At 46.1% G+C, this 25,886-nt stretch carries 31 protein-coding genes and 1 pseudogene; 14 read left to right on the top strand and 18 right to left on the bottom strand.

Annotation, left to right across the window (positions count from 1 at the left end):
• Positions 1 to 166 precede the first annotated feature (166 nt).
• Positions 167 to 784 (bottom strand): TetR/AcrR family transcriptional regulator, encoded by a 618-nt coding sequence (locus AC0VXY_RS03740; RefSeq protein ID WP_435993193.1) that lies wholly within the window; start codon positions 782 to 784, stop codon positions 167 to 169.
• Positions 738 to 2,003 (bottom strand): MFS transporter, encoded by a 1,266-nt coding sequence (locus tag AC0VXY_RS03735; RefSeq protein WP_475526943.1) that lies wholly within the window; start codon positions 2,001 to 2,003, stop codon positions 738 to 740. Before AC0VXY_RS03735 ends, AC0VXY_RS03740 begins: the two co-directional genes overlap by 47 nt.
• A 142-nt stretch (positions 2,004 to 2,145) precedes the next feature.
• Between AC0VXY_RS03735 and AC0VXY_RS03730 the strand changes: the two genes are divergently transcribed.
• The 3 genes from AC0VXY_RS03730 (at position 2,146) to ahpF (ending at position 5,027) form a co-directional block, all read left to right on the top strand.
• Entirely contained in the window at positions 2,146 to 2,610 is a 465-nt protein-coding gene (locus tag AC0VXY_RS03730) for a UPF0158 family protein (RefSeq protein ID WP_475526942.1), read from the top strand.
• A gap of 313 nt (positions 2,611 to 2,923) precedes the next feature.
• Positions 2,924 to 3,487, top strand: a complete 564-nt coding sequence (ahpC, locus tag AC0VXY_RS03725) for an alkyl hydroperoxide reductase subunit C (protein ID WP_034761584.1) — start codon at positions 2,924 to 2,926, stop codon at positions 3,485 to 3,487.
• Positions 3,488 to 3,500: 13 nt separating this feature from the next.
• Positions 3,501 to 5,027: an alkyl hydroperoxide reductase subunit F gene (ahpF, locus tag AC0VXY_RS03720; protein WP_475526941.1), complete on the top strand. Its 1,527-nt coding sequence runs from the start codon at positions 3,501 to 3,503 to the stop codon at positions 5,025 to 5,027.
• 198 nt (positions 5,028 to 5,225) lie between these two features.
• Here the strand turns inward: ahpF and AC0VXY_RS03715 are convergent, their stop codons facing one another.
• The 5 genes from AC0VXY_RS03715 to AC0VXY_RS03695 all read right to left on the bottom strand — a co-directional run bounded on the left by AC0VXY_RS03715 (position 5,226) and on the right by AC0VXY_RS03695 (position 8,502).
• Complete coding sequence (locus tag AC0VXY_RS03715) at positions 5,226 to 5,906, bottom strand: Dph6-related ATP pyrophosphatase (RefSeq protein ID WP_475526940.1); 681 nt, start codon at positions 5,904 to 5,906, stop codon at positions 5,226 to 5,228.
• A 287-nt stretch (positions 5,907 to 6,193) separates the two neighbouring features.
• A complete protein-coding gene (locus AC0VXY_RS03710; RefSeq protein WP_475526939.1) occupies positions 6,194 to 6,586 on the bottom strand; it encodes a DUF5412 domain-containing protein in 393 nt (130 codons plus the stop codon).
• 85 nt (positions 6,587 to 6,671) lie between these two features.
• Entirely contained in the window at positions 6,672 to 7,070 is a 399-nt protein-coding gene (locus tag AC0VXY_RS03705; RefSeq protein ID WP_475526938.1) for a nuclear transport factor 2 family protein, read from the bottom strand.
• A gap of 80 nt (positions 7,071 to 7,150) precedes the next feature.
• Entirely contained in the window at positions 7,151 to 8,044 is an 894-nt protein-coding gene (locus AC0VXY_RS03700; RefSeq protein ID WP_475526937.1) for a DUF6843 domain-containing protein, read from the bottom strand.
• Positions 8,045 to 8,124: 80 nt separating this feature from the next.
• The gene (locus AC0VXY_RS03695) at positions 8,125 to 8,502 is read right to left on the bottom strand and encodes a hypothetical protein (RefSeq protein WP_475526936.1); all 378 of its coding nucleotides are present in this window, start codon (positions 8,500 to 8,502) and stop codon (positions 8,125 to 8,127) included.
• A 195-nt stretch (positions 8,503 to 8,697) separates the two neighbouring features.
• Here AC0VXY_RS03695 and AC0VXY_RS03690 point away from each other — a divergent pair, with 195 nt between their 5' ends.
• Positions 8,698 to 8,967: a DUF3243 domain-containing protein gene (locus AC0VXY_RS03690; RefSeq protein ID WP_061809084.1), complete on the top strand. Its 270-nt coding sequence runs from the start codon at positions 8,698 to 8,700 to the stop codon at positions 8,965 to 8,967.
• A 54-nt stretch (positions 8,968 to 9,021) separates the two neighbouring features.
• On the opposite strand, the gene AC0VXY_RS03685 is transcribed toward AC0VXY_RS03690, so the two are convergent.
• The gene (locus tag AC0VXY_RS03685; protein WP_475526935.1) at positions 9,022 to 9,789 is read right to left on the bottom strand and encodes an STAS domain-containing protein; all 768 of its coding nucleotides are present in this window, start codon (positions 9,787 to 9,789) and stop codon (positions 9,022 to 9,024) included.
• 129 nt (positions 9,790 to 9,918) lie between these two features.
• A complete protein-coding gene (locus tag AC0VXY_RS03680; RefSeq protein ID WP_475526934.1) occupies positions 9,919 to 10,470 on the bottom strand; it encodes a CBO0543 family protein in 552 nt (183 codons plus the stop codon).
• A gap of 254 nt (positions 10,471 to 10,724) precedes the next feature.
• Here AC0VXY_RS03680 and coxB point away from each other — a divergent pair, with 254 nt between their 5' ends.
• From coxB to AC0VXY_RS03655, 5 genes are all read left to right on the top strand, one after another.
• The gene (gene coxB, locus AC0VXY_RS03675; protein WP_475526933.1) at positions 10,725 to 11,714 is read left to right on the top strand and encodes a cytochrome c oxidase subunit II; all 990 of its coding nucleotides are present in this window, start codon (positions 10,725 to 10,727) and stop codon (positions 11,712 to 11,714) included.
• Positions 11,715 to 11,726: 12 nt separating this feature from the next.
• Positions 11,727 to 13,685: a cytochrome c oxidase subunit I gene (locus tag AC0VXY_RS03670; protein ID WP_475526932.1), complete on the top strand. Its 1,959-nt coding sequence runs from the start codon at positions 11,727 to 11,729 to the stop codon at positions 13,683 to 13,685.
• Positions 13,682 to 14,266, top strand: coding sequence for a cytochrome c oxidase subunit 3 (locus AC0VXY_RS03665; protein ID WP_475526931.1), 585 nt, complete (start codon positions 13,682 to 13,684; stop codon positions 14,264 to 14,266). The genes AC0VXY_RS03670 and AC0VXY_RS03665 overlap by 4 nt, the downstream gene beginning before the upstream one ends.
• Before the next feature lie 2 nt (positions 14,267 to 14,268).
• Complete coding sequence (locus AC0VXY_RS03660; protein WP_435993221.1) at positions 14,269 to 14,535, top strand: hypothetical protein; 267 nt, start codon at positions 14,269 to 14,271, stop codon at positions 14,533 to 14,535.
• Between the two features lie 177 nt (positions 14,536 to 14,712).
• Positions 14,713 to 14,949 carry a hypothetical protein gene (locus AC0VXY_RS03655; RefSeq protein ID WP_435993223.1) on the top strand — a complete coding sequence of 79 codons (237 nt, stop codon included), beginning with the start codon at positions 14,713 to 14,715 and terminating at the stop codon, positions 14,947 to 14,949.
• 169 nt (positions 14,950 to 15,118) lie between these two features.
• On the opposite strand, the pseudogene AC0VXY_RS03650 reads toward AC0VXY_RS03655, so the two are convergent.
• Positions 15,119 to 15,289 (bottom strand): annotated as a pseudogene (locus AC0VXY_RS03650) (KGG domain-containing protein); the annotation flags it as partial.
• On the opposite strand from AC0VXY_RS03650, the gene AC0VXY_RS03645 reads away from it, so the two are divergent.
• Together AC0VXY_RS03645 and AC0VXY_RS03640 are read left to right on the top strand one after the other, a co-directional pair.
• Positions 15,251 to 15,622 carry a hypothetical protein gene (locus tag AC0VXY_RS03645; protein WP_475526930.1) on the top strand — a complete coding sequence of 124 codons (372 nt, stop codon included), beginning with the start codon at positions 15,251 to 15,253 and terminating at the stop codon, positions 15,620 to 15,622. The pseudogene AC0VXY_RS03650 and the gene AC0VXY_RS03645 overlap by 39 nt on opposite strands.
• A gap of 213 nt (positions 15,623 to 15,835) precedes the next feature.
• Complete coding sequence (locus AC0VXY_RS03640; RefSeq protein ID WP_475526929.1) at positions 15,836 to 17,029, top strand: MFS transporter; 1,194 nt, start codon at positions 15,836 to 15,838, stop codon at positions 17,027 to 17,029.
• A 119-nt stretch (positions 17,030 to 17,148) separates the two neighbouring features.
• Here AC0VXY_RS03640 and AC0VXY_RS03635 read toward each other — a convergent pair whose 3' ends face one another.
• Together AC0VXY_RS03635 and blaOXA are read right to left on the bottom strand one after the other, a co-directional pair.
• Positions 17,149 to 17,595: an N-acetyltransferase family protein gene (locus tag AC0VXY_RS03635; protein ID WP_475526928.1), complete on the bottom strand. Its 447-nt coding sequence runs from the start codon at positions 17,593 to 17,595 to the stop codon at positions 17,149 to 17,151.
• 166 nt (positions 17,596 to 17,761) lie between these two features.
• Positions 17,762 to 18,544, bottom strand: a complete 783-nt coding sequence (gene blaOXA, locus AC0VXY_RS03630) for a class D beta-lactamase (RefSeq protein WP_435993233.1) — start codon at positions 18,542 to 18,544, stop codon at positions 17,762 to 17,764.
• A gap of 131 nt (positions 18,545 to 18,675) precedes the next feature.
• Between blaOXA and AC0VXY_RS03625 the strand changes: the two genes are divergently transcribed.
• Positions 18,676 to 20,046 (top strand): aminotransferase-like domain-containing protein, encoded by a 1,371-nt coding sequence (locus AC0VXY_RS03625; protein WP_475526927.1) that lies wholly within the window; start codon positions 18,676 to 18,678, stop codon positions 20,044 to 20,046.
• Between the two features lie 108 nt (positions 20,047 to 20,154).
• On the opposite strand, the gene AC0VXY_RS03620 is transcribed toward AC0VXY_RS03625, so the two are convergent.
• From AC0VXY_RS03620 to AC0VXY_RS03595, 6 genes are all read right to left on the bottom strand, one after another.
• Entirely contained in the window at positions 20,155 to 20,529 is a 375-nt protein-coding gene (locus AC0VXY_RS03620; RefSeq protein WP_475526926.1) for a hypothetical protein, read from the bottom strand.
• Positions 20,526 to 21,062 carry an acyl-CoA thioesterase gene (locus tag AC0VXY_RS03615; RefSeq protein WP_034761531.1) on the bottom strand — a complete coding sequence of 179 codons (537 nt, stop codon included), beginning with the start codon at positions 21,060 to 21,062 and terminating at the stop codon, positions 20,526 to 20,528. Before AC0VXY_RS03615 ends, AC0VXY_RS03620 begins: the two co-directional genes overlap by 4 nt.
• Positions 21,063 to 21,253: 191 nt before the next feature.
• A complete protein-coding gene (gene cidR, locus AC0VXY_RS03610) occupies positions 21,254 to 22,147 on the bottom strand; it encodes a cidABC operon transcriptional activator CidR (protein ID WP_475526925.1) in 894 nt (297 codons plus the stop codon).
• A 437-nt stretch (positions 22,148 to 22,584) separates the two neighbouring features.
• Positions 22,585 to 23,472 (bottom strand): GNAT family N-acetyltransferase, encoded by an 888-nt coding sequence (locus AC0VXY_RS03605; protein ID WP_475526924.1) that lies wholly within the window; start codon positions 23,470 to 23,472, stop codon positions 22,585 to 22,587.
• A gap of 6 nt (positions 23,473 to 23,478) precedes the next feature.
• A complete protein-coding gene (locus tag AC0VXY_RS03600; protein ID WP_435993241.1) occupies positions 23,479 to 23,775 on the bottom strand; it encodes an RNA polymerase alpha subunit C-terminal domain-containing protein in 297 nt (98 codons plus the stop codon).
• A complete protein-coding gene (locus AC0VXY_RS03595; protein WP_475526923.1) occupies positions 23,772 to 23,969 on the bottom strand; it encodes a hypothetical protein in 198 nt (65 codons plus the stop codon). The genes AC0VXY_RS03600 and AC0VXY_RS03595 overlap by 4 nt, the downstream gene beginning before the upstream one ends.
• A 98-nt stretch (positions 23,970 to 24,067) precedes the next feature.
• On the opposite strand from AC0VXY_RS03595, the gene AC0VXY_RS03590 reads away from it, so the two are divergent.
• Positions 24,068 to 24,976, top strand: coding sequence for a WD40/YVTN/BNR-like repeat-containing protein (locus AC0VXY_RS03590; RefSeq protein WP_435993245.1), 909 nt, complete (start codon positions 24,068 to 24,070; stop codon positions 24,974 to 24,976).
• A complete protein-coding gene (locus AC0VXY_RS03585; RefSeq protein WP_475526922.1) occupies positions 24,963 to 25,808 on the top strand; it encodes a hypothetical protein in 846 nt (281 codons plus the stop codon). The genes AC0VXY_RS03590 and AC0VXY_RS03585 overlap by 14 nt, the downstream gene beginning before the upstream one ends.
• Positions 25,809 to 25,886: the final 78 nt, after the last annotated feature.

Here is a 25,886-nt window from a genome sequence, read left to right as displayed (position 1 = left end):
TGCTTGTTGCTATTATTATTCGCTATACATTCAGATTGGATACATGTTTAAAGGGCATAAAAAAAAACAGACCGTTGACCGGCCTGCTGAAGGGGATGAAACTTTGCTTCCAATGGGCTCTGGATTCCTCTCAACGGAAAATGAAACACACGCATACTTCCCCTACTCATCCAACACCCAATCCCCACTTCACATACCCCATCAACCACTCCGTCTGTTCCTTCAACTGAATCGTCTCAGAGTCCAGAATCGCATGGTCCATCGCCATCCCATCGATATGGGAGATGATCCCCTTGGCAATGACTTCAGGTTCAAACCGGGGTGAGAATTCCCCTGCCTTAACGCCTTCTTCGATGATGTTGACGGTCATTTGGTAGGCCTGTAGGAATCGTTTCCTCGCGTGCTTCTTCCTGCTTTCATCATTGCGACCAGTGATGAAGTATTCCAGCTTGGAAGGGGCCAGGGCGTCCATGTCATTGGTTGCATGCTTGCTTTCCCCGAGGAAGCTCATGAGCAGGACATCCCAATAAGAACCCTGCTGCTTCCTCATCTCCTGAATGGATCCTTCTACAACCTCCATCAGCTCATCTTCAATCAAGGCTTCAAAGAGATCCTCTTTATTTTCAAAGTACTGATACAATCCTCCCCTGCTTACGCCGGCCCGTTCCATGACGTGCTTCATGGTGGTGTTTTCATAGCCGTGCTCGCAGAAGACTTCCCGTGCGGCTTTCAATAAGTTAGAGCGGCGTTGCTCCTTGTGCTCCTGACTGACTTTCGGTGACATCCGTCTCCTCCTCTACTTTATGTCTTACTGCAATGGATACGAAGAATAATAGGATCAATAATGAACCGGTGATGATGAAGGACGGGATGATCCCGATCACGGTTGCAAGGGCTCCCCCTGCGAGCGGTCCGATGATCGTGGCCGTCGTCGTGGTGCTGTTGACGACACCGAATACCCTGCCCGTCATATGAACCGGCGTTTTCTCCTGGGTCGCTGCCTGGAACGGGATGAAGACGAGGCCGGCAGATGCCCCGGCCATCAATCCAAGAGCGGGGACCCACAGCATGGATAGACTCAGATCATAATGCGTCAGGACCCCCATCAAACCGAATCCCAACCCGATTCCGAATACCCCGACACACATATAGACGAATGCGTTATAATCGGTCTTTTTCGAAAGATAGATGCCTGTGATCAGCATTCCGACACCTGCACTTGCCACCAGATACCCCAGAAGATTGGGTGAGACATCCGTCAACTGGCGCAACAGTACGATGAACTGAGAATCCGATAGTTGGAGGATCAGTAAGCTAATCCCCAGCAAGAATAATCCATATAATAAGAAACGGCTTTTCTTAATGAATGAGAATCCGACTTTGATCTCTTCCTTGAAGGAAGGTCCGTCCCTCTTCTCCACTTCGACTTTCACTTCTTTCACGGCTTTTGGCAAAAGGAAGATGAAGATCGCCGACAGGAAGAAGGTGGCGGAGTCTAAATAGAAGACGTTGTACGTTCCAATCAGGGAAACGAGGATCCCGCTCACGAGGGGCCCGATGACCTTCGTGCCCGAATCGATGGTGGACGAAAGCGACATGGCTCCCTTGATGTTCTCATCTGCCACAAGTTCCTTCAACTTCCCATTCTTCGCCGGAATGAACACAGAAGAGAAGATCCCCGTCAGGAACAAACAGCCGTACACCATCCACACATTCGTGGCCAGCGTCAGGAGCAGAATCAGCACACCCCTCACCACATCGGAAAACACCATCAGCGTCTTCCTCTCCATCCGGTCCGCAATCGTTCCCGTGATTGGTCCGAATAAAGCCATCGGCAGCGCAAGACTCAAGATGATCAACGACATCTGCATTGGTGTTGCTTCCCATTTTAACCCAACCAGCGTAATGATCGCCACAATACTCAACCAATCCCCAAGCCCCGAAATCGCCTGCGCCGTCATCAACGTGATGAACGGTTTGTTTTTCCGTAAAGAAGATCCCATTTCCCATCGCCCCTTTATTTAAAATGACATTAGTGTCGTTTTCTTACTCTTAGTATATCGACACGAGTGTCATTTTACAACCGGCTTTTTAAATTTTTTAAAAAATAGGTATACTTATCTTATAAGAAAAGGGGGTCTACATATGCCTAAACCGGTAAAACTTGAAGTATTGATCGACGAAATGGAATCACAATTTGAGGGATATTTCTATTATTTAAATCGGGATACGGGAGAAATCGTCATGGTTGGTGGGGAGATCTTCGCCAAAGCGGAAGAGGAAGATCCCATCGACGGGCTTGAAGACTGGCAACAGTTTGAATATACCCAGGCAACGGATATTCTAGAGCATCCCTCCCACTATCTTGAACTCCCCGACAAAGAGGAAATCAATGAATACCGCATGATGGAAAACTTCTGCTATTCCCTGGATGACGCCCCCGCCAAAGAACGGCTCATCTCGGCCATTCAAGGACGGGGAGCGTTTAGAAGATTCAAAGACCAGGTGGGTCAGTTAGGTTTCAGGGAAGAATGGTTTGCGTTCAGGAAGGACTGTTACAGAGAAGAAGCTTTGGATTGGTGTGAGTTTCATGGGTTAGAATATGAGTAATAGTGGTACTCCATTTAAGTAAAAAAGGTCCGTCCCTCGGTTACTAAAACTTAGTGAAGGATGGACCTTTTAAATGAACGTTGAGCTGATACCTACCCGCTTCCCCTTTTTAGATAAAAGATTTTCACGTTGCACGAACAAGAAGTGAAATTAATGACACTCGTTTTTTCACCATACAATCCTCCCCCTCCGAAAACTCGATCTTTTCCCTTGACAAAAAAACGCATTTATATAATAATGAATATCGAATTAGAATTATTACAATCTGTTAATGATTCTCAATCACATACCACTACTAGGAGGAATTTACACTATGTCATTAATCGGTTCACAAGTCGTACCATTTAAAGCAGAAGCATTCAAAGACGGTGAGTTCATCACTGTTACAGACGAAAGCCTGAAAGGTCAATGGAGCATTTTCTGCTTCTACCCTGCGGACTTCACATTTGTATGCCCGACAGAGCTTGAAGACCTTCAGAATAACTATGAAACTCTTAAAGAGCTTGGCGTAGAAGTGTACTCAGTTTCTACGGACACTCACTTTACACATAAAGGCTGGCACGACAGCTCAGAAAAAATCGGTAAAATTAAATACGCAATGATCGGTGATCCGTCACAACGCATCACTCGCGGTTTCGATGTATTAAATGAAGAAGATGGTCTTGCTGACCGCGGAACATTCATCATCGACCCGGATGGCGTCATCCAAGCAGTTGAAATCAACGCTGGCGGAATCGGCCGTGATGCAGATATTCTAGTAAGCAAAATCAAGGCGGCACAATATGTGCGCAACAACCCAGGCGAAGTTTGCCCGGCTAAATGGCAGGAAGGTTCTGAAACACTTAAGCCAAGCCTTGATCTAGTTGGTAAATTATAAGGAGTGCTAAAACATGCTCGAAGCAGATATTAAAGCACAATTAGAACAGTACCTGCAGATGATGGAAGGCGATATCGTCCTGAAAGTCAGTGCAGGTGACGATGACACGTCGAAGGAAATGCTCGCTCTTGTAGAGGAGCTCTCTTCCATGTCATCCCGCATCTCAGTGGAAAAAGCAGAACTGACAAGAACACCTAGCTTCAGCGTGAATCGTCCTGGTGAGGAGACCGGCATCACTTTTGCCGGGATTCCTCTTGGACATGAATTCACTTCCCTGGTCCTTGCCCTCCTGCAAGTGAGCGGCAGAGCGCCGAAAGTGGATCAAAGCGTCATTGACCAGATCAAGAGTGTCAAAGGCGAACACCACTTCGAAACGTATGTCAGCCTAAGCTGTCATAACTGTCCGGACGTGGTGCAGGCACTGAACATTATGAGTGTCCTGAACCCGAACATCACACATACGATGATCGACGGAGCTGCGTTCAAGGAAGAAGTGGAACGCAAGAACGTCATGGCCGTTCCTGCTGTCTACCTGAATGCAGAATTCTTCAACGGAGGACGTACGACGTTAGAAGAAATCCTATCTAAAATCGTGGAAGGTCCCGGTGCGGATGAGCTATCGGATAAAGATCCGTATGACGTCCTTGTCGTCGGTGGCGGACCAGCGGGAGCAAGTGCCGCGATCTACGCTGCACGTAAAGGAATCCGTACAGGAATCGTTGCAGAACGCTTCGGTGGTCAGGTCCTTGACACGATGAGCATCGAGAACTTCATCAGCGTGAAGCAGACGGAAGGTCCGAAACTTGTGGCGAGTCTTGAAGAGCATGTGAAGGATTACGGCATCGATGTCATGAACCTTCAGCGTGCAAAACGCCTCGAGAAGCAAGATCTTGTGGAGCTTGAGCTTGAAAACGGTGCAGTCCTGAAGAGTAAGAGTCTGATCATCTCGACAGGTGCTCGCTGGCGCAACATCAACGTTCCTGGTGAACAGGAGTTCAAGAACAAAGGAGTGGCATACTGCCCTCACTGTGACGGACCACTGTTCGAAGGCAAAGATGTCGCTGTCATCGGCGGAGGAAACTCCGGAATCGAAGCAGCCATCGACCTTGCAGGAATCGTCAAGCACGTAACGGTACTTGAGTTCAATTCTGAACTGAAAGCCGACGACGTACTGCAGAAACGCCTTTTCAGCCTGCCGAACGTGACCGTGATCACGAACGCACAAACACAAGAGATCACAGGTACGGATAAGGTGAACGGCATTACTTACACCGACCGTGATACTCATGAAGAGAAACACATCGAACTGCAAGGCGTATTCGTCCAAATCGGTCTCGTTCCAAACACAGACTGGCTCGGCGACCTTGTCGAACGCACGAAATTCGGTGAAATCATCGTGGACAAACACGGTGCTACCAACGTCCCTGGCGTCTTCGCCGCAGGAGACTGCACAGACAACGCCTACAACCAAATCATCATCTCCATGGGATCAGGAGCCACCGCCTCACTCGGCGCATTCGACTACCTGATTCGTAACTAAAGAGATTGAGAGGTTCGCCCCTTTTATGAGGGACGGACCTCTTATTATTTTGTGTTGGGATTTTATTTGGAGGTCCGTCCCTCTTGATGGTGATATGGTGCAGCTTCATCTGAACACTTACTTACTAGAAACATACTATTCAGCGATATTTTCAATATATCAGCGAATCTAAGAATACTAGAGATTCCCATGTCCGACTCACTTCGGAACCACATCCCGAAACAAAAAGCGGTCCCGCCCCGTCACCACGTCCGGCGTCACTCTCTCCTCCCCGAGCTCGTACCGGATTGGAAACTCAAAGTTCGGACCGTCAAACACAAATGTATGAAACTCTCCGTTCTCTCCACATATATCACAGTTCTCAGGATAATCACTTAGAAAATCCGCGTTGTATACTCTCCCTGCAAACGACCGATCCAGCTGCTCCATATCGATACAGGTGAGCACGGTCTTGAATCCACGTTCGATAAATTCACGACCCAGTTCTCCAACGTCCCGACCCCACAACGGAAAAATCGTCGTAATACCTGTCCCTTCAAGCATCTTCTCACGATATGCCCGTACATCCGCAAGATGAATATCCCCGAAGACCATATGGGTGACCCCGTCCTCCAGCGTCCCGGAAACTGCTTTCCCCATCCGATCCTGATACACTTCATTCGGACAGTCCTGGGGTATCCATACCTCACGCAGCGGAATCCCAAGTGACTTCGACTGCTGCTTCAACATCTCATACCGGACTCCGTGGATCGAAACGCGGTCGAATCCTTCCGTCAGCGTCACGAGGAGCGAATCCACCTCGTATTCAGGATTTTGCTGTATGTTATATAATGCCAGAGTGGAATCCTTTCCACCGCTATAAGCTATGACTGTTTTCATGTTGACCTCCCTGTTTTCCAATAAGTATTCTCACTATTCATTATTCCAAACCTCGACGGGGAACTCAAACTTCTTGGTATGAAAAAAAAAGAAGCTATGAAGCCCCTTTTAGTTGATGATTTTATTCTTAATATAAATCTCCCCTACTCCTCTTTAAATTTGTCCTTCACCACGCCAAGAACGGGATCGTTTCCACACCCGCAACCCCACGTTGACATAGGGACCCCCCTGTTTTATCAAAGGTTTTGATATCATTCATTCCCAGAAAAAAGTGGCCCAGGTCACCTTCATTGATGACGGAAATCAAACTCCTCACCGGGTACATTCAGCGTTACCCCATTGATCACGACAGTATCATCATCCGTCCACGAGATTTCCGCCTTCTCTTTCCGGTAGTCCCAATAAATATTTTTCGTCTTGATCTCTTTTTCGTTATCAACCAATTCGCCTCTGACCGCATAGGAAGTCGTCGCTCCCCCATTCGTGACATATGCTCGTAGCGTGTATTTCCCATCAGGAGACGACTCTTCTGTCAGAAACTCCCCTTCCGGCAGCCTGTTCATATCATAAAATGCCCAATAGACTGCATAGATCCCAAATCCAATCACACAAACAGCAAAGAGACCCAATACAGTAAAGACCACTTTCTTTTCCGTTTCAACCCCACGATTTGATCCCATCTTATGTACTCCTTTTAAGAATCCTTCTATTATTTCCCCACCTTGCACTGAGGGACGGACCTCCAATTCCCAAACACCCCCACTCTCAAATCCCCATTTCAGGAACCCCAGTCTCAATATAACTCCTCACCAGCTTCCAACCTTCTTCCCGTTTCTTAAAGGTGTCGAAAAACATGCTTCCGGTTTCCATCGGTTTTCCGTCCAGTACGATGGTGGCTGTTAGGATGGCCATCGTTTCATCCTCTTTCAGTGGAATGACCGACATTTCGCGGATGTCCCATTCTGCTTGTTCGCCTTTCACGTAGGCAAATCCCTGCTTCCATCCTTCTATCGACTCCTCATATCCGAATGCCTCGATGTCTCCATCCCTGACTTCCCTCGCTTGATAGTCAGCGGAAATGAATGTCTCCAATTCTATGAGTGATGAATTCTCCCATGCTCGTAAAAACGCGTTCAAATCGGCTCTAAAAGTTTGATTGTCCATTGTAACCTCCTATACTTCGCCTCTACCAATTATTTCAAATTACAGTCATAATCTCAATCCCCATAAAAAAGAAGCGCGACTCATTGTTCACGCTCCCCATACTCTTCATAATATTTTTCAATTTCCCTTCCCTGTGCTGAGTATCGTTCATTTCCGTTTAGATGGAAGTCTTCCCCGCATGCAGAATTCGTCACTTGAAATTCATCGTACGTCATCTCACCCTCGTCGGATTGAGTCACCCTGCCGCCTCCGCTACGATAAATGCACTCATCCTCTATCAGAACCCGGTTCCCTTCTTCATCCACATAGAAATATTGATTTTCACTCACATGGTGGACTTGATCTTTTGTCGAAGTCAGATAGACTCCGTATCGTTCAATATCCGTTCTCATGAGGGTAGGCAAACTTTCAATCCCGACTGGAACGATGGAAAACCCATCCTCTTTTTTAAGTGGTGGCTGATCCGCAACGCCATAGAAAACAACGATTGTCCCCTCATGTCCTTCTGGGATGAGGTACTGAGACTTGATCCCTTCTTCCTTCTCCTTACCAGGTATCCAATTTACAGCCACAATCACGGCAGATAAAACAAAAACAACGCTTCCTAATTTCAGGTAAAACCTCTTGTTATCCGGATCAACATTAGACCCATGCTTCTTTTTCAACCATTCATCTATGAAGAAAAATATCACCGCACAGATAACGGCGAACCAGGCAAACCAGTCGATCACAAAGTATGTAAGACCGCCAAATAAAGCATGGATAAATCCTGCGGTCATCAATCGCCATTTCCCCATCTTTTTCGTCAGCCAATCAGACAGCAGGGACACAGGAATTCCATACGCAACGTTTCCGGCCAAAGCATAGATCAGAACAATCGGAAAAATCCAGAGCCCTCCGTCCATTATGCTTATGACCATCATGAACGTTGAAAGGATCAGGCTCGTATAAAGTGAAGCTTTGATTTTAATCAAGGGGTAAACCTCCACAAAGATATTGTGAACTATTTCGCAATAAAACTTTACCATTTAATTTGATTTCTCTCATTCGCCAACTACAGTAGCTTTTTATTCCATTTCACCATCAACAACAGTACGCATCCATGCACGAGGGAAACCAGTACAAGCGTCACGTAGGGAGACATTCCATCCCAGGCATCCATGATATACGGTTTGTCAGAGACTGTGATGATTCGAAAACCAATCACGACCATAAAGATGACCTGATAGAGGGCACTAGGATACATTCCGCCTTTTAAAAAAACTCCTTTAAGGCGCCAGACCCTGATGAAAAGACCGTTTACAATTAAGGATAAGAAACCGGCCATTAGGAAGGTTTCCCACGAAATTGTATTGCTCAGGATGTCAGTAAAATTGAATATACAAATGCACATAAGCAATGCCCCCACCAAAGAATAAAGAACCTTCTTCAATTCGACTCACCTACTTCACACTATTTATCTAGTGTAATTTTACACCAAAAGAAGAATCATTCCAATATTTTCTTAAAATAAGGCTTCAATATGCTCTCCCCTGTTTAATCTACATCTAAAAGGGAAACAAACAACTACAACCAACAAAAGGAGGAATTCATTATCGCACACGTTCCTAAACAAGCAGCGGCAAAAATGAATGAAGACAAAAAGGAAGATATTCTGCAACACTTCGATTCGTTCAAGGATTATTTGGGTAATCAGGTTCAGAAGGGTGAAAAGCTGGGTCTCGGGGAGGAAGCTCTATCTAAAGGAGCTAAGCGCGTGGCCGATTATTTAGCCGAGCATGAGGAACCGCGTAACCGGGAGCAGAAGGTGCTGAATGAAATGTGGCATGTAGCCAATAAGGAAGAGCGTGAGCATATGGCTCATGTGTTAGTGAAACTTGCGGATCAAACCAATTAAAGAACACAGTTCCGAGCCCCCAACTAGAGTGATCTTTGGGGGCTTTTCCTATGATTAATTTTGTTCTTGTAAGGTCATCCCGATTTGCGCCAGGGCCTCTTTAACAGTAGCCACCGTTGGAATCGCGGATAAATCGACACCCACCTCGATCGCTTCAACGGCCAAATCCGGTCTTATTCCTGTTATGATGGAATGCACACCTAGAAGGGATAATACGTTCGTAATCTTGAAGAGATAATCGATGACCATGCGATCAAGCGTATAAACACCGGAGAAATCTATGATTAAGCGATTAACGTTTCGATCCTTTACTTTGCACGGAATTAAATCCAGGAGGGTCATGGCTTTCTCTTGATCTATTTTCCCTCTAAGCGGAAGAACGGCCACATCATCGGTCAACGGTACGATGGTCGCAGATAATTCATTAATTTCATCATTCATGTCATGTTGATTCTTTTCTGTTTCTTTCCGCTTGGTGATATCCCAGACGTACGTTTGAATGGCGTTCGTGTCCCCCACTTTCACAGGGTGGCAATACAACTCTACCTCCACTTTCGTTCCATCCATCCGGTAGACTGTTTCTTCAATGATATCTGCCGGCTTTCCATACGCCGACTGAATTCTCCGACTGATGGCGGCCTTTGAGCTTTCCTGAAAAATATCGAGGGGACTCGCACCGATCATGCTCTCTTTGTTGCTCCTGAAGAACTCTTCCGCTGCATGATTTATATACAGAACCTTATAGTCCGTGTGGATGATGAGTGGGTCCCGTGAATATTCCATCACTTCTATATAATCTACTTCTTCAATTGAAACATTCACATTGTCACTCCCTTTCCTTCTACGATACAGATTGTTTTACTATATAGCAAGAATGTTGACAGTACTTGCCAATTTATTGAAAACGAGAAAAAAGCCAACGCTGCACGTTAGCCTTTCTACCCATTATGTTCACGACTCTGGATCCTTTTTTCTGAAAATATACTCCACCAATCCTCTGATCAAATAGGAAAGGACAAAATAGATCACAAATGACCACCACATTTTCCAGTGATAGGTCTCGTAAATATGCAACCATTCAAACAGCGTTTCTGCAATAAACGATGCTCCTCCCGAAACAATGAGGGTGGCATAAAAGAACGGCTTACCCTTTGGAAAGTATGTATATAGCAACATGAAGGTGACCGGTATCAAGGCATAATCGAATAAGTATGCTTTCGGAAGAATCGGAATCAGTTGTGCAGGGTATCCCCACATTCCGAGATCAAACCCAAAACCGTCTAAATTTGCTGCGACAATGATCCATACAAGGCCAAGGAATAGAAGTTTAGGCTTATTCGTTTCGTTTCTCGTTAAACGGACAAACACCACCCAGCTCAGTATAAAAAGGATGAGAATAAACCACCAGCGCGGAGAAAGGAAACAATACTCCAGCCAATAGTTGATATTCTCCCGGGTCACTTCCAAAGACTTTTCTCTTATTTGATCATATCGTTCTTGCATACAATACACTATCCCCTTTTTAAAAAAAGCCCTCATAGGTGGTCTAGGAGGACTCTTTAGTGCAGGTTATATTCCGGTTATAGTATTTGCCAATCAAGAGAGATTATTCTCTGTCATAATACAAATTCCCTATTCTCCACTATTTTCTAAATTTTTCGTTTAAACGATGAGAATTAGAGGTAGGGTATGTATGGAAAGGCTTACCGTCCTATTTTCGAGGGACGGACCTTGCGAAATGAAGAAAGGGGGATTCCATGAAGCGTCTTTGTTTCGGTATAATGCTTGCCGTATTGTTCCTCACCGGCTGCAGTTCCTTAAAGGTACTCGACCCGAAAGGAACGGTGGCCGAACTTCAATTGAACTTATTCCAAATTTCCATTGCGATTATGTTGTTCGTCTTTTTCGTCGTGTTTTCCATGTTCGTGTACTTCACATGGAAGTACCGAGAAACACCGGAGCGCCGACACCTCACCCCTTCATATATCAAAGGGAATAAGAAGCTTGAAGTGACGTGGACCGTCATTCCCATTCTCTTATTGGTGATCCTCGCCGTCCCTACCGTGAAAGGAACCTTTTCCCTCGCCGAATCGGATGAAAACAGTGATAACCCACTGAAGATTGTGGTGACGGGACACCAGTATTGGTGGGAAGTCCATTATCCCGATCAGGGCATTACCCTGACCAATGAAGCATACATACCAGTGGATCGTCCTGTCGTATTCAAGTTGAAATCCGACGATGTCATTCACTCCTTTTGGATGCCAAGGCTTGGTGGAAAAAAAGATCTGATACCAGGGAAGACGAATACGTTGACGTTGAATGCCTCAGAGGAAGGCGTCTACAAAGGACAATGTGCGGAGCTCTGCGGGGCTTCCCATTCCTATATGAGATTCCAGGTTCACGCAGTCGGGAAACAAAAGTTCAGTCAGTGGGTCGATCAAATGTCTCAGAAAAAGGAACCTGAAACCCTCGATCCGACAGCTGAAAAAGGAAAGAAACTATTTATCTCCAAATGCTTAACCTGTCATGCTGTATCACCTGCAGAAAGAAGCAAGGGACCGAATCTTTCCGGATTTGCAGGTAAAGAGCGGGTCGGGAATGTACTTTTGAACACAGACGAAAATGTACAGAAATGGATCAGGGACCCGTCCTCATTCAAACCGGATGTCAATATGCCTCCGTTTCCTGATCTGACAGAAGAAGACCTTAACGCATTAAGCTCGTATCTTTCACAATTAGAATAGGAGGTGGAGAATATGGATATCAAGTACACCCTTTTCGGACGGGAATTCGTATTCCCCTCTGATATCATTGCGGCAGACATCTCGATATTCCTCATGGCAGTGGCTGCCCTGTTCTTGTTGACACGTTATAAAAAGTGGAAGTGGGCATGGGAATGGGCTACCTCCACTCACCATCATAAAGTCGGCATCTTATATCTTGCGGCAGGAGGAGCCTTCTTCCTTCGCGGCGGTCTTGACGCCCTGATCATACGGCTTCAGCTAGCACTTCCGGAGAATCAGTTCTGGGTCTTCCAGGGTGAAAAATATAACCAAATGATGACCACCCATGGGACGACGATGATATTCTTCGTCGCAATGCCATTATTGATCGGCCTCATGAATGTCGCCGTCCCCCTTCAAATCGGGGCAAGGGACTTGGCATTCCCCCACCTCAACTTGTTGAGCTTTTGGCTGTTTCTCGTCGGAGGGGCATTGGTCAATATCAGCTTCGTGCTCGGTGGATCCCCTTCTGCAGGTTGGACGGGCTATGCTCCCTTAAGCCTGGATGTGTATACTCCTGGCCCCGGTCTCAATTATTATGCCATCGGAATCCAGATCGCCGGTGCCGGGACGATCATGTCCGCCATTAATTTCCTGGTGACCATCATACGGAAACGGGCTCCAGGGCTCACTTTTATGAGAATGCCGTTATTCACGTGGTCTGCATTTGTTACATCGATCTTGATATTATTCGCTTTTCCTGCCTTGACCGTCGCCCTGTTACTCATGACGATGGACCGGGTCTATGGGACGGCTTTTCTGACGGGGACAGAGGGAAACCCCATCATATGGCAGCATTTATTCTGGATCTTCGGTCATCCGGAAGTATATATTTTGATTTTGCCGGCGTTCGGCATTTTTTCTGATGTGATCACCACCTTCTCAAGAAGAAATCTGTTTGCCTATCCTGCCATGGTCTTTGCCCTGGTCCTGATTGGGTTTCTCGGATTCATGGTGTGGATCCATCACATGTTCACCGTGGGACTCGGGCCGATCTCCAACGCCATATTCGCCCTCTCGACCATGTCGATTGCGGTTCCGACGGGCATAAAAATTTTCAACTGGCTCTTCACACTCCGGGGAGGGGTCATCCGCTTTAAGACCGCCATGCTATTTTCACTGGCGTTCATCCCTACCTTTCTCATCGGCGGAGCCACCGGTGTCATGCTTTCATCGGCACCTGCCGACTATCAGTACCACGACAGTTATTTCGTCGTCGGACACTTTCACTATGTGATCGTCGGTGGGACTGTCCTCGGAATCTTTGCAGGAGTGTATTATTGGTGGCCGAAAATGTTCGGCTTCCTACTCAATGAAGCTTTGGGAAAATGGCATTTCTGGCTGTTCACCATCGGCTTTCATGTCACTTTTTTCCCGATGCATCTCATGGGATTGAACGGGATGCCCCGCCGTGTGTTTACGTATTTAAAAAGCGACGGATTAGGGACCTTGAATCTCATCAGTACAATCGGAGCCTTCCTCATGGCGCTGGCCGTGATGATCTTTCTTTGGAACATTTTCTGGAGTTACCGAAACGAAAAGCGTGACCTCACCGGTGACCCCTGGGAGGGACGGACACTTGAATGGTCGATTCCATCACCGCCTCCCCTGGGCAATTTCATCAAGCGCCCTCTCGTCACCACCATTGATCAGCTTTGGTATGAAAAGCAGGAAGGGAATGGAACCATTCGAACGGCAGAGGAAGAAGAAGAGATCATTTACGTATCGAATCCTACGGCACAGCCACTGATGCTCGCAGGAGCCCTTTTCCTCTCTTCCTTTGGATTCATCTTTGGTTTTCCACCCCTGCAATGGTTCGGTTTTGCCAGTGTAATTGCAATGCTGACGGTGCGCTCCTTCACCGCCGGACGCACATGGACGCCTTATACGCCTGATGAACTGCGGGCAGAAAGGAGGAAAGGGTCAAAATGAATCAACATGCTTTCGAAATCGAACAACAGCAGGACAAGAAGCTTGCCATGTGGTTCTTTATTGCGGCGGAGGTTGTCATCTTCGCCTCCCTGTTCGGGGTGTATTTAACCCTCAAATCCCATCTATCCGACGGTCCATCCAGTAAAGAAATGCTGGAGCTGAAGAGTGTCATGATCTCGACGGTCCTTCTTCTATCAAGCAGCTTCACCATCTATGCCTGTGTCAGCTCGAGTGAAAAGGGAAAAACGAGGCAGACGCTCCTCTTATTACTACTGACCCTTCTCCTGGGAGGCGTCTTTTTGATAATGGAATCAAGGGAGTTCATCCACTACTATGAAAAAGGATTTGAACTGGACACCAGTCCATTCCTATCCTCCTTCTATCTATTAGTCGGGACCCACGGAATGCATGTCCTGGCAGGTGTCATCTGGATGGGAATCCTACTCATACACTTTGGGGTGAAAGGAGTTTGCCGGGAAACATCCTCAAGACTTTCGGTGTTCTCCCTTTATTGGCACTTCGTGGACCTCGTATGGGTCTTGATCTTCACCCTTGTCTATCTGTTTGGAAAGGTGGGATAAGCGTGAAAAAAGCTGCGTTCTTCTTCCTTTATATCATTGTGATCGGTTCCGCCATCGGTGGATATGTACTCGTAGAATACAGCAGGGAACAATTTAATCGTTCAACCCTTCTCCTCCTGCTCTTATCCCTTGCCATTTTATCCATCAGCCTGCAGCTGACAGTATTGATGAAAACGAAAGCACCCCTGACAAAGTGGAAGTGGCTTTCTTTATCGAGCGGGCTGCTTATCGGGGGCCTGACTTTTGTTTATTTATTTCTTCTAAAATAAGTTAAAAAGGGAGCTGGCATGCTCCCTTTTCCATTTCACCCCTAACATTTCTTTCCCTTCCGCTATTAACATGTATGTAAAACATGACTTTTCGCCCTTCCCTACCTCTATCACTCATGTTAAAATAATCCAAAATCAGACAAATATTTTTCCCTTTATTGAAAGGAGATGTAGATAATGTCAGAAAATAATGAGCTGTACACCATTTTAAGGACACTTGAAACCTATTCCCAATGTGACATTACCCATTCATTTTCTGAACATGATACTGACCTCTTGAAGGTTTCTTATTCCCATGAATCAAAAGTGTTTGTCATCACCCAACACGACTCAGTGGAAACCTATCAGGATATACCTTCCGCTTTAGCCAGGTTAGAATCACTAATAGATGTTTTAAAAAGCCTTGCCCGTTAAAAAAGCATGCAATTCCACAAAAAAAGAAGACCCGTCGCTATCAATCGACAGGTCTTCTTTCGTTTACGGAAACCACCTGGTGCTAGTTATTGTTGTTTGAATTGTTTGAGCGGCTTGAATTGCTTGAATTACTTGAATTGCTTGAGTTGCTTGAGTTACCCGAGTTGCTTGAGTTACTGGACTGACTTCCGCCCTTCGCTCCGATTTCCTGATAAAATTTCTTATCGTGATTATCCGACGTGGCTTCTCCGCCTTTTTCACCAATCTCCTGGTAGAATTCCTTGTCATGATTCTTCGCTGTTTGTTCCCCGCCTTTACGGCCGGCTTCTTCGTAGCTCATTTTGTTGCTGTTGCTGCTGTTGCTACTGTTGCTACTGCTACTGTTGCTGTTGCTGCTGTTGCTGTTGTTGCTGTTGCTGCTGCTGTTGTTGTTGTTGCTGTTGCTGTTGCTGTTGTTGCTGTTGTTGTTGTTGTTGCTGCTGTTGTTGTTGTTGCTGTTGTTGTTGCTGTTGCTGTTGTTGCTGCTGTTGTTGTTGTTGTTGCTGTTGTTGCTGCTGTTGTTGTTGCTGTTGCTGTTGTTGCTGTTGTTGTTGTTGCTGTTCCTGCTGTTGCTATTATTGTTGTTGCTGTTATTGTTACCACTATTGTTATTGTTGTTGTTTGCCATAAATAAAATCCTCCTTAGTGTTAGTTGGTGGTGTTTTATGCTTGTACAGTGGTTATATACCTCGTTAGATGAGCGGTAAACGCTAATGGGTGTTTTTAACATTTCTGTAATTTAATTTATACCAGTGAGAATCCGGGAGAAGTGATGCCTCCCAATAGAAGTGCTTTGTAAAGAGGTGTATCATGGAGGGAGAATGATTACAAAAAGGAGTCTTGTGACATGGAATACATCATGCGGGGAACCCAGGCGTTCAAGAATGCCAACCTGGCATTGTTTGCAGGAGGCTTCAGTACGTTCGCGATTCTGTGGGGAACGCAGCCTCTGCTTCCGGAAATCGCCAGTGAGTTCAATGTCTCCCCGGCCACATCGAGTCTCAGCCAATCATCCACCACCATCGCCCTGGCAATCAGTCTGCTGATTGCGGGGTCGTTATCGGATGTGTACGGCCGGAAATCCGTGATGACCTTCTCGTTACTGGCTTCTTCCATCCTTGCCATCTGTACGGGATTTGCATCAGGCTTTCATATGCTCGTCATTGGCCGGATCCTCCAGGGGATTACGCTTGCAGGTCTTCCCGCCGTCGCCATGGCTTATCTGGGTGAAGAAATCGAAGCGAAGAGCCTCGGAATGGCCATGGGATTGTACATCAGCGGGAACTCCATCGGAGGCATGTCTGGCCGGATCATCAGCGGCGTCCTCACCGATTATTTCAGCTGGCATATTGCCTTGATGGGAATCGGGGTCATCAGCCTGTTTTCAAGCATCATCTTTATCATTCTGCTTCCGAGACCTGCCCATTTCGAACCCCAGAACTTTAAGCTCACGTCCCTGGCAGGTTCCCTGTTCAGTCAGTTCAAGGTCCCGGGACTCACGTATCTTTTCTCCATCGGATTTCTCTTGATGGGCGGATTCGTCTCACTCTACAATTACATCGGATTCGAGCTGATCGCACCACCCTACTCACTCAGCCAAACCGTCGTCGGCTTCATCTTCATCGTCTACATTGTCGGCACCTTCAGCTCGACGTGGATGGGAATGCTCGCAGATCAATATGGAAAAAAGAAAATTCTGCCTTTGTCGCTCGTTATCATGTTAACAGGCGTCGTAACGACACTGCACCCGAATCTATGGGTGAAAATCATCGGAATCGCCGTCTTCACATACGGATTCTTCGCCGGACATTCGATTGCCAGCAGCTGGGTCGGACGATTAGCCTTGCATGACAAAGCACAGGCATCTGCACTCTATTTATCTGCTTATTATGCCGGATCAAGTGTCGGTGGTACCGTTAGTGGAAGTTTCTATCATCAGTGGGACTGGCCAGGTGTCGTGTGGATGATTGTTGCCCTTTCTGTGATTTCGATTGGGATATCGTTTAAGTTGAGGAGGCGGGACCCAGTGCGATCAATATAAAAGAGGACTTGCGATGAAGTCCTCTTTTTTGGGGTTAGATAGGTTTTAAACGGATAAATGAGTAAACTAATGTTAGGAGTTTTGCATTCACAAAAGGCTTTTCTTCGAGTCCACTCTCTTTATTCTAGCTTTTTTCTCCATTCATACCGAATATCCGGCAAATTCTCCTCGTTTTCATGACCTCTGCCGATCACGACAAACCCGTTCTTTTCATAAAACATCTGCGCATTTCGATTCACTTCAAAGGTGTATAGAGTCAAGCGCCCACCGGACTTCGCCTTTGCTTTTTCCAGTAACATCCGGCCGATTCCTCGTCCTTGATACTCTACGTGAATGTAAAGCTGACTGATTTCCGTTTCATTATATGCGCTCATCCCGACGACCTTTCCATCAAGTAGTGCCAAATCGATTTCAAACTCTTCATGCAGGATTTGGCTTAAAAAGTAGAGATGACTTTCCACGCTGTGCTTTTCTTTTTGGCCAATGGCACGTTCTTTGCTTTCCCGCCACATAGCCACCGTTTCTTCGGCATACTGCGGGTCGAAGGAAATGATGTCTGCTTTCATTCAAGCACCTCCAATGAGCCTTCCACCAATCGTTTCATCGTAGTCCACCTCAACCCTTCTTTTTCTCTTTTAAAATGTTTTTCTAATTATTTCAAATAATGGAATCTTTATCAATCTTTTTTTGAAGCAGAAAAAGAGCTTACCCTCCAAAGGTAAGCTCTCACATTTATTCTTTCCGTATGATCTTAAGCTTCTCCAACACATCGACCGTCACATTCTTTGCTTCTGTTCCGCTTCCAGCAAGATTGACGGCAAATACCCAGTCTCCCTTGTCCGTTTCCACATAGCCCGTGTACCAGCCGAGCCCATAATCCGTTAGCCGGGTGCCGGTTTTGCCATGAATGGTATAATGATTCTGTTCGTCATTGATCATCATGCGCTTCACCGTTCTCATCTGCTGTTTATCATAGGGAAGGCTTTCTTCTACAAGATCTTCGAAAAAGTCGGTCTGTTCCCGGGCGGATATTTTCAAACTACTGTCGAGCCAGAAGGTGTCGATACCTCCTGAGATGTCTTCATTTCCGTAATCCATCAGCTTCAGATTTTCCTGCATTCTCTCTTCTCCGATGTCCCGCGCCATTGATTGATAGTACCAGATGACGGAGTATCTCATGCCGGATGCGAGACTATGGTCCCGGTTCCAGTCCGGAAACTCCCTCACCGTTCCGTCCCATCTTTTCACCTCATATTCATCCCTGACGGCTCCCGTCGACAATCCAATCAGTGCGTGAGGCACTTTATACGTCGACTCCGGGGTGAATCGCTGCTCACTCCGTTGCTTGTTATAGATGAACTCTTTATCCGTTTTCACATTACGGATGATGATCGTTGCGTCTTTTCCGTTCAGCATGTCGGTAATCTCTGTTTGAATATTTGTCTTAGCCTCGGCGTAATTTCCTCCCATGATGATCAGGGCAAAACTCAGTACTAGTGCAGCGATTCGTTTCATTGCAATCCACTCCTTATGGTTTACTAGAATGACAGGCCTATCGTTCTTGATTTTTAGTATACTGACAGAAACGAGATCGCCCAACGCCGTTTTTCATAGACTGTACCCTTACAGATAGGAGGAAACAATTAATGCCACCTGCTAAATTTGAAGAAATCATCCATTACATTGAGAAGCTGGCCGAAACCGGTCACCTCAAACCCGGCAGCCGCCTGCCATCGATCCGATCCCTTGCGAACGAGTTCTCCTGCAGCTTGAATACCGTTATCAAAGCGTACAAAGAATTGGAATTCAGCCATAAGATTTATGCGGTGAGTAAAAGCGGCTATTATCTGGTTGAAGATTTCCCTTATAAAAAACAACGTGATTCCGAGGCACCTGTCTATGACTTCCTATCCGCAGGTCCCGATAAACATGCAATGCCCTACCTCGATTACAAACACTGCATGAACCAGGCCATCGACCGGTATAAAGAAGATATGTTCACCTACTCGGAACTTCTCGGGCTATGCTCCCTGCGCGCAGAACTCGCCCGGCATCTGCGTGATCTCCAAGTGTTTACCACGCCGGAACGAATTGCAGTGACGACCGGATCCCAACAGGCTCTCCATCTATTGATCCGCCTACCATTTCCGAATGGAAAGCAGGTAATCCTGACCGAGCAGCCCGCCCATCCCAGTTTCATAGAGTCGGTGAAGGACCAGCCAAGTTTAGGTATCGAAATCGGGAGGGACGGACCTGACTTCCAGCGGCTCGAAACGCTTTTTAAATATGAAAATATAAAGTTCTTCTACATGGTATCGAGGTTCCATAATCCTACCGGGCACAGTTACACGAATGAAGAAAGAAGGAAAATCGTCGAACTGGCTGAACGGTATGATGTGTATATCGTAGAGGACGACTATATGGGCGATCTGGATCCCGATTTGAAGCAAGACCCCATGTTTGCTTATCAACCGAACGGGAGGGTCATTTATACAAAGAGCTTTTCTAAAACCCTATTGCCGGGTTTACGTCTCGGGCTTGCTGTTCTTCCTCCAGAGCTGATCGAAGGATTCACACGTGCCAAGTTTGCCGCAGACGTCCATACACCGGTCATCACTCAGGGGGCCTTGGAAATCTATTTAAAAAACGGGATGTTCGCTGCCCATATTGAAAAAATCCGGAAGCTATACCGACAAAAAGGTGAGGTGCTTCATGAGGCGTATCGAACGTTCATGCCGGAGGGGACGGTTTATACTTGCCCAGCCTCGGGGTTCTACTCTACGGTGAGGCTGCCTTCTCCATTAAAAGCAGGTGAGTTCATCCACCGGTTAAAGGAGAAAAATGTATTGGCTCAGAGTACGGAATCGATGTACCTTGACGATTTCATGAGACATGACGAGCTCCGGCTCAGTGTTTCCCACGTGGAAGATTACATGATTGGCGAAGGAATCGAGCGGATCGCAGAAACCATTCAGGAAATGATGAATGAGCGAAAAAAAGGGCTGATTTGGAGATGATCGGGGCTAGTTTTAATAGGGGTGGTCCCAAACTTGTGCCAATTCCTAAAAAACGATTCTTCTAAAATCAAAAGCCGGAAGACTCCCCTCTTCCGGCTTCACTCTCCATTATTTTATAATCGTGGATCCTTGCAACAGTTCCGGCTTCGCGCCAAGGATCAATAAGAACAATTTCGAGTCACTGATTTGTCTGTGCTTTTTCATGATGTCTTTCAGCTGAACGATATTCGGGTGTTCTTTCAGCTTCCGTACCTCATCCTGATAGAGTGAGATGATGGAGTCCCGGACAAACTGTGGTTCGTAATCCGGCAACTCTTTGTCCCGTAACAAGGACCCCATATAGCCGTACTTCAGCTGCAGCTGTCGCGTCAGGCTGGTCACATGGACGAGCTGATCATTCAGTTCAGGGTAATCCTGTTTCAGGGCCTCTACATCTTTTTTTGCTTCATGAAGTTCGTTCATTCCTTCTACCATCATGCTCATGATGCCTCCCCTCCCATGTTCCAAGGTTTTTCGAGTCCGATGATGTCATTCAGGATCTTACTCTGTTTGCGGCGGACCCTTCTTCTTTCCGCACGTTCTTTTCCTGATTCGAACAAGAATCTCTCTTCTTCCGTTTCCGGTACGATTTCCGGTACCTTGACGGGGTTTTTATTTTCATCAAGCGCGACAAAGGTTAGGAAAGCTGTCGCTGCCATTCGTCTTTCTCCTGTGATCATATCTTCTGCGATCACTTTGCAGAAGATTTCCATCGATTTATTCCCTACATAGGAGACGAAAGATTCGACACATACAGAATCACTTTGATGGATCGGATACAGGAAGTCGATGGAATCGGTTGACGCCGTTACACATTCCTTCACCCGTGCATGACGTCTAGCAGATAGCGTCGCATTATTATCAAGCTTCTTCATCAAAACCCCGCCGAACAGGGTGTTGTAGTTGTTTAAATCATTGATCATGACCTGGTCCGTACTGACGACCAGACTCTCTTTCGGATGCTTCTTGTTTGGCATGAAGAACAAGTCCCTTCTGTTTGTGTATTGGTATTTCAAACGTTTGATACCCAAAGTGTACGCCCCGAATCAGGATAAGTGAAATGAATGTTCCTTATCATCAGCATAGATACTGTCTATGAAACGGCTTACAATTGAATGGTATCAATACCCATTTTTCCTAAATCGGGGCAAAAAAAAAAGAGCATCCCTCAGTCAGAAATGCTCCCCATTAATCGTTCCTGGGTAAAGGTGAGCCACTCTTTCGTGGCATACGATAAGTATTGATTTTTCCTCCAAATGATGGCGAGGTCCCATTCGATGACAGGTTTGACGACACGGATGGATATCAAATCCTCCTTCAGCTGTTCATAGACGCTATAAGGCAGGATCGAAATCCCAAGTTTAGCCTCGATCATCTTCCCGATGAAGTCCCACTGAGAGCTTTCAGATACTACTTTCGGAAGAAAACCTGCTTCTTTGCATGCCTCACGGATTCGGTCATTCAACGCGAAGTCCTTGTTAAAAAGAATAAGTTGTTCATCTTCTAGCTCCATTAATTTCACTTGCTTCCTGCCCGCTAACCGGTGCGTCCTCGGCACTACAACCCGGAGTTCTTCCCTCATAAATGAAAAATGATGAAAATCCTCCTCAGCGGCAGGCAGCACCCCGACTCCGACATCCAATTGATCGGCAAGGATATCCTCTTCAATCCGCTTCGTCCCGTTCTCGATCAGCTGGAACGTGATGCCCGGATAGAGCGCATGGAACTCCCCGAGAACCTTGATGAACTGACCCGCATCCATGATGGGCGGCAGTCCAATTCGGATATGTCCCCGCTGGAGGCCGATCAGGTCATCTAGCTCATGTTGAACATTCTCGAACGCCTTATCGATCGTCTGTGCCTGTGTCAAAATCGCCCGCCCCGCATCCGTCAGAACAAGCTGTTTCCGGGAACGGTCGAACAGCTCCACTCCGAGCTCATCCTCTAAGTTCCGGATCATCTTGCTGATCGTCGGCTGCGTGACAAACAAATGATCCGCCGCACGGGTGAAACTTTTGAATCTCGTTACTTCTATAAAATATTTTAAGTGTCTAATGTCCACTTGAGCACCTTCTTTTCCGATATCCATTCCTTTATAATAATAACAAATTCATTATAAATGTTAAGGACGGCGAATTGATTGACGACCAAACTTTGACGAGTTACTTTCATATCTGTGATACTTTTCATCCTAATCTATTAAATAGATGAACCACCCAAAGGAAAATAAGCGGAGTTTTTCCGCTTACTTTCAGAATGGACCTTGTTTTTGGGGTGAATAAGCGGAATTTTTCCGCTTACGCACAGAAAAATCACCTATTTTTGACTACTTTGAATCTTAATAGGCGGAATCTTTCCGTCTATTTCAGCCTTTTTCATCTAGTAATGACTAATTAAGCGGAATTATTCCGTCTATTTATCGGCTCTGGTGCTTAACCTGATCCCCCAACCGATAAGTGCTCGCCCTCTTTTTAACTAACTTTTTCCCCTTAAGGAATCTCAATGTTTCCCTACTCTTTCTTTCTTCCAAACATACTTCTTCCCGACCAGTTCAAAACCCGCGGATTCATATAGTCGATTCGGGGCAGGGAATTTTCCCGGCATGCCTGTATACACCGTCGCTTGAGTGGCACCCAATCCTTTTGCGGCAAGAAGTGATTCGCGTAACAGAGCTTTACTTATCCCTCTCCCCCTATATTCATGAAAACAGGATACAGCTTCGATCGTCACCAATCGATTCCGTTCATCGTATCTCCCACTACATAACGCGACGACCTTGTCATCAGGACCCGTCACGACCAAATCCAACTCTTTTCGATAGGTGGAAGTTTCATAGAAATGATCAAACATCGTCTGATTGAATAATAGACCGTAACACAGTTTATAAGCCTGAAAGACTTCTTCTTGCTCCTGAAGATCAGGGACGGACCTGACCTCATAGCCCTTAGCCAGCCCGCTTCCATCGACCGGTCGGCTAAGATCGCAATCCCTTCTTACCCAGTATTCCTCTGACCTGAGGAATCCCCTGTTTGACAGAATTTTTTCAAAATCTGAGTCACCGTCATAAACCTCCCATTCCATCTCAGGAAAGCTGTTTTCTCCCACCTCCACCATTTCTTCAAAAATGAATCGGTTATCGGTAGCTACATAGAACGCCCCTTCTTCAAGAAATCCGACTAATCGATCTCCATTAAACCAAAGGTGTACATTCTCCAATACTTCATCAATCGTCTTAACGTGCTCTCCCAATCCACATGAAAGGGCAGTTTGAAATTCAAATAGTGTGAGATTATGATCAAATCTCGTATTCCAGTACTCTTTTTCCAGAAACATTCGAATTCGATCATAGTCTTGTATACCTTCGTACTGCCTATGTATGATCGACATATTTCCTCACCCCTCCCCTCTAAACCCCAACCCCTTCTCTCCAAGCACCTTCCGAAGCTTCGGTATCGAAGATGGTCCCATCCCGTGAAAAGCAAGAATCTCCTTCTCACTTAATCCAGCCAGTTCTTCAAGCGTCGTGATCCCGTTATTCTCCAACGCTCTTCTTGCCGGGCTTGAGAGAATCGATAGAAATCCTGTGTCAGGTTTCCGTTCTTTTTCGCAAACGGGACAAGTCGGGCAATCCCTTTTTTTCACATAGGTATGCCCGTTGTCGCATATCTTCACTTTTTCCTTAGAAGTCAAATCACTTCCCCCTCTTTTACCTTGTTCCTTGATCTCCACAGCCATGAAGTGAAAAGAAGAACCACCCCAACACATGTTGCAATCAGATGGTACACAAGTAGATCTCCCGTTTTTATATAAACAATCGCAAGCGTACCGCCAAAGATGATCATGATGGAAAACGACAGGCGTATAAGATACGCATTTATTTTCACACTTTCCCCTCCTCACTTTCATTATTCCAAAATATGTTATCCTGTTCAATCCTTTCCTCATGGTAAAATAGAAAATATAACCAAAGGAGTCTGGTAATGTGAAATACATCATGATCGGGACGGCTTGTCTGATGGTCATCGGGATTATCGCAGGCACGTACTTTTTTGAAAAAGAGCCTAATGTAAGCAAACCGGAGACACCGGAAATAAGTGATCCCGGCCCCCCTCCACTTCAATCGGTGGATGAAACAGCACCTGTCGGATATTCGCTTCAACAGGATCAGCTGCAGATCACCTACAACAATGGAGCAAAGTGGATTCAAGTACCTGTGGAAAAAGATAATTTATTTCAAGGGGAGTATTCCGGGAGTGAAGATGAGCTGATAGAGGATAGTTATATTCTGACAGAAGATCTTGCTGCCTTCTTATATGCCGGTGATTATTCCGTCGATAAAAGCGTCCAATTACTTTTTTCAAAGGACAAAGGGGCGACATGGGAAGAGGCCAAGGTCACAGCTTCTTCTCCTCCACTCCGTTTCAGGAAAGTCGGCTTTCTCAATGAATCCTTCGGCTATGTGATCCTCTCTGCCGACCGGACGATGTCACAGGAAATGATCACCGTCTACTTATCGAAAGATGGCGGGAAGACCTGGAAGGAGATGCCCCGACCGGACATCACCCGGCTCATTTACGACGGGGGCTTTATAGAAGAAGATACCGGCTTCCTCTCATTCGGCATCCTTAACCCGGAAGAACCGGACCTTCATGTCACACAAGACGGGGGAAAATCGTGGAGCAAGGCAACGATTGAGATTCCGGATCAGTATAAAAGGACCTTTGTCATAGCGGAAGTACCATTCAAAGAAGAAGATCACCTGGCCGTCTACGTCAATCAAGGTCCGAACGGTGATTATGAAGGCGGAAAGGTTAAAGGGAAATTCATCTCAGAAGATCAGGGACGGACCTGGTCATTCCAGAAGGAGGTTCGGCCTGATGAAACCAACTAAGAAGATAACCGGGCGTATGCTTTTCGTCTTATCCATCGCCTTATTCATTTTCCAGATGGGATACCTTTTCCTCCACGCGACATATGAATTGGAATATATCGATAATCGTCTATTCTATGCAATAAATATCCTAATCGTGGCGGGCATGGCTGCTTCTATCTTACTTCTCTTTTCCATTCCGAAAACGTGGAAGATCATCTCATACGTGATAGTGGGTATTCTTATCCTCCTTCAAGGGGGACTCATCCTGAACCATAGTCAGCAAACAAAGCAGATTGTAAGCTTTTCACCAGACATGAAAAATCAGTTCGTCTTAAAAGAAAACAGAAAAACGGGTGAAGCCGTCTATTACAGAACCTATTACCGGCTCTTCGCCCGACCGAAAGAAGTCCTTCCCTACGAAACACAAGGGAAATTCAAGCTGAAGTGGCTTGAAAATGACATTGCGGCGTTGACCTATCAAGCCTCTGACAAAAGCATTCACCAGTACATCGGCACATACGGCGCAAGAGATTCAGGCATTTCCTACACGTATGTCGGTCCGACGATTCAGGGTCAATGGGAAGGAAACGGTGCAAGAATCGAAAGCAGACCAGACGGAATCTCCGTCAACTACAATGGAAAATCCGGAGAGTATAGCTGGGACAATGTCGTCCAATTCGGAACCATTGCCATCGTTCTGATGCATAATGGGGAAGCGGAATGGACCATTGGATTAAATGAAAATTTCCAAAGTCATTCAAATGATCCGAAGCCTCCAGCAGGTGATATAACTCTATATCAAGTAACTATGAAATCTGTAAGGCCCGTCAGACTTACGTATGTGGAATGAAAAAGGCAGTCGTGATCGTGTAGACGATTACGACTGCCTTATATCTTGGTTTACACCTCTGCCTTGGCAGAAACTCTC

It is taken from the genome of Rossellomorea sp. QJM3NY_18, assembly GCF_056173145.1.
This window is presented reverse-complemented; position numbering and strand designations above follow the sequence as displayed.

Excerpts from the sequence above, each read along its gene's own strand:
- AC0VXY_RS03740 (WP_435993193.1), bottom strand. The coding sequence starts at position 784 with ATGTCACCGAAAGTCAGTCAGGAGCACAAGGAGCAACGCCGCTCTAAC.
- AC0VXY_RS03735 (WP_475526943.1), bottom strand. The coding sequence starts at position 2,003 with ATGGGATCTTCTTTACGGAAAAACAAACCGTTCATCACGTTGATGACG.
- AC0VXY_RS03730 (WP_475526942.1), top strand. The coding sequence starts at position 2,146 with ATGCCTAAACCGGTAAAACTTGAAGTATTGATCGACGAAATGGAATCA.
- ahpC (WP_034761584.1), top strand. The coding sequence starts at position 2,924 with ATGTCATTAATCGGTTCACAAGTCGTACCATTTAAAGCAGAAGCATTC.
- ahpF (WP_475526941.1), top strand. The coding sequence starts at position 3,501 with ATGCTCGAAGCAGATATTAAAGCACAATTAGAACAGTACCTGCAGATG.
- AC0VXY_RS03715 (WP_475526940.1), bottom strand. The coding sequence starts at position 5,906 with ATGAAAACAGTCATAGCTTATAGCGGTGGAAAGGATTCCACTCTGGCA.
- AC0VXY_RS03710 (WP_475526939.1), bottom strand. The coding sequence starts at position 6,586 with ATGGGATCAAATCGTGGGGTTGAAACGGAAAAGAAAGTGGTCTTTACT.
- AC0VXY_RS03705 (WP_475526938.1), bottom strand. The coding sequence starts at position 7,070 with ATGGACAATCAAACTTTTAGAGCCGATTTGAACGCGTTTTTACGAGCA.
- AC0VXY_RS03690 (WP_061809084.1), top strand. The coding sequence starts at position 8,698 with ATGAATGAAGACAAAAAGGAAGATATTCTGCAACACTTCGATTCGTTC.
- AC0VXY_RS03680 (WP_475526934.1), bottom strand. The coding sequence starts at position 10,470 with ATGCAAGAACGATATGATCAAATAAGAGAAAAGTCTTTGGAAGTGACC.
- coxB (WP_475526933.1), top strand. The coding sequence starts at position 10,725 with ATGAAGCGTCTTTGTTTCGGTATAATGCTTGCCGTATTGTTCCTCACC.
- AC0VXY_RS03670 (WP_475526932.1), top strand. The coding sequence starts at position 11,727 with ATGGATATCAAGTACACCCTTTTCGGACGGGAATTCGTATTCCCCTCT.
- AC0VXY_RS03665 (WP_475526931.1), top strand. The coding sequence starts at position 13,682 with ATGAATCAACATGCTTTCGAAATCGAACAACAGCAGGACAAGAAGCTT.
- AC0VXY_RS03655 (WP_435993223.1), top strand. The coding sequence starts at position 14,713 with ATGTCAGAAAATAATGAGCTGTACACCATTTTAAGGACACTTGAAACC.
- AC0VXY_RS03640 (WP_475526929.1), top strand. The coding sequence starts at position 15,836 with ATGGAATACATCATGCGGGGAACCCAGGCGTTCAAGAATGCCAACCTG.
- AC0VXY_RS03635 (WP_475526928.1), bottom strand. The coding sequence starts at position 17,595 with ATGAAAGCAGACATCATTTCCTTCGACCCGCAGTATGCCGAAGAAACG.
- blaOXA (WP_435993233.1), bottom strand. The coding sequence starts at position 18,544 with ATGAAACGAATCGCTGCACTAGTACTGAGTTTTGCCCTGATCATCATG.
- AC0VXY_RS03625 (WP_475526927.1), top strand. The coding sequence starts at position 18,676 with ATGCCACCTGCTAAATTTGAAGAAATCATCCATTACATTGAGAAGCTG.
- AC0VXY_RS03620 (WP_475526926.1), bottom strand. The coding sequence starts at position 20,529 with ATGAGCATGATGGTAGAAGGAATGAACGAACTTCATGAAGCAAAAAAA.
- AC0VXY_RS03615 (WP_034761531.1), bottom strand. The coding sequence starts at position 21,062 with ATGCCAAACAAGAAGCATCCGAAAGAGAGTCTGGTCGTCAGTACGGAC.
- AC0VXY_RS03605 (WP_475526924.1), bottom strand. The coding sequence starts at position 23,472 with ATGTCGATCATACATAGGCAGTACGAAGGTATACAAGACTATGATCGA.
- AC0VXY_RS03585 (WP_475526922.1), top strand. The coding sequence starts at position 24,963 with ATGAAACCAACTAAGAAGATAACCGGGCGTATGCTTTTCGTCTTATCC.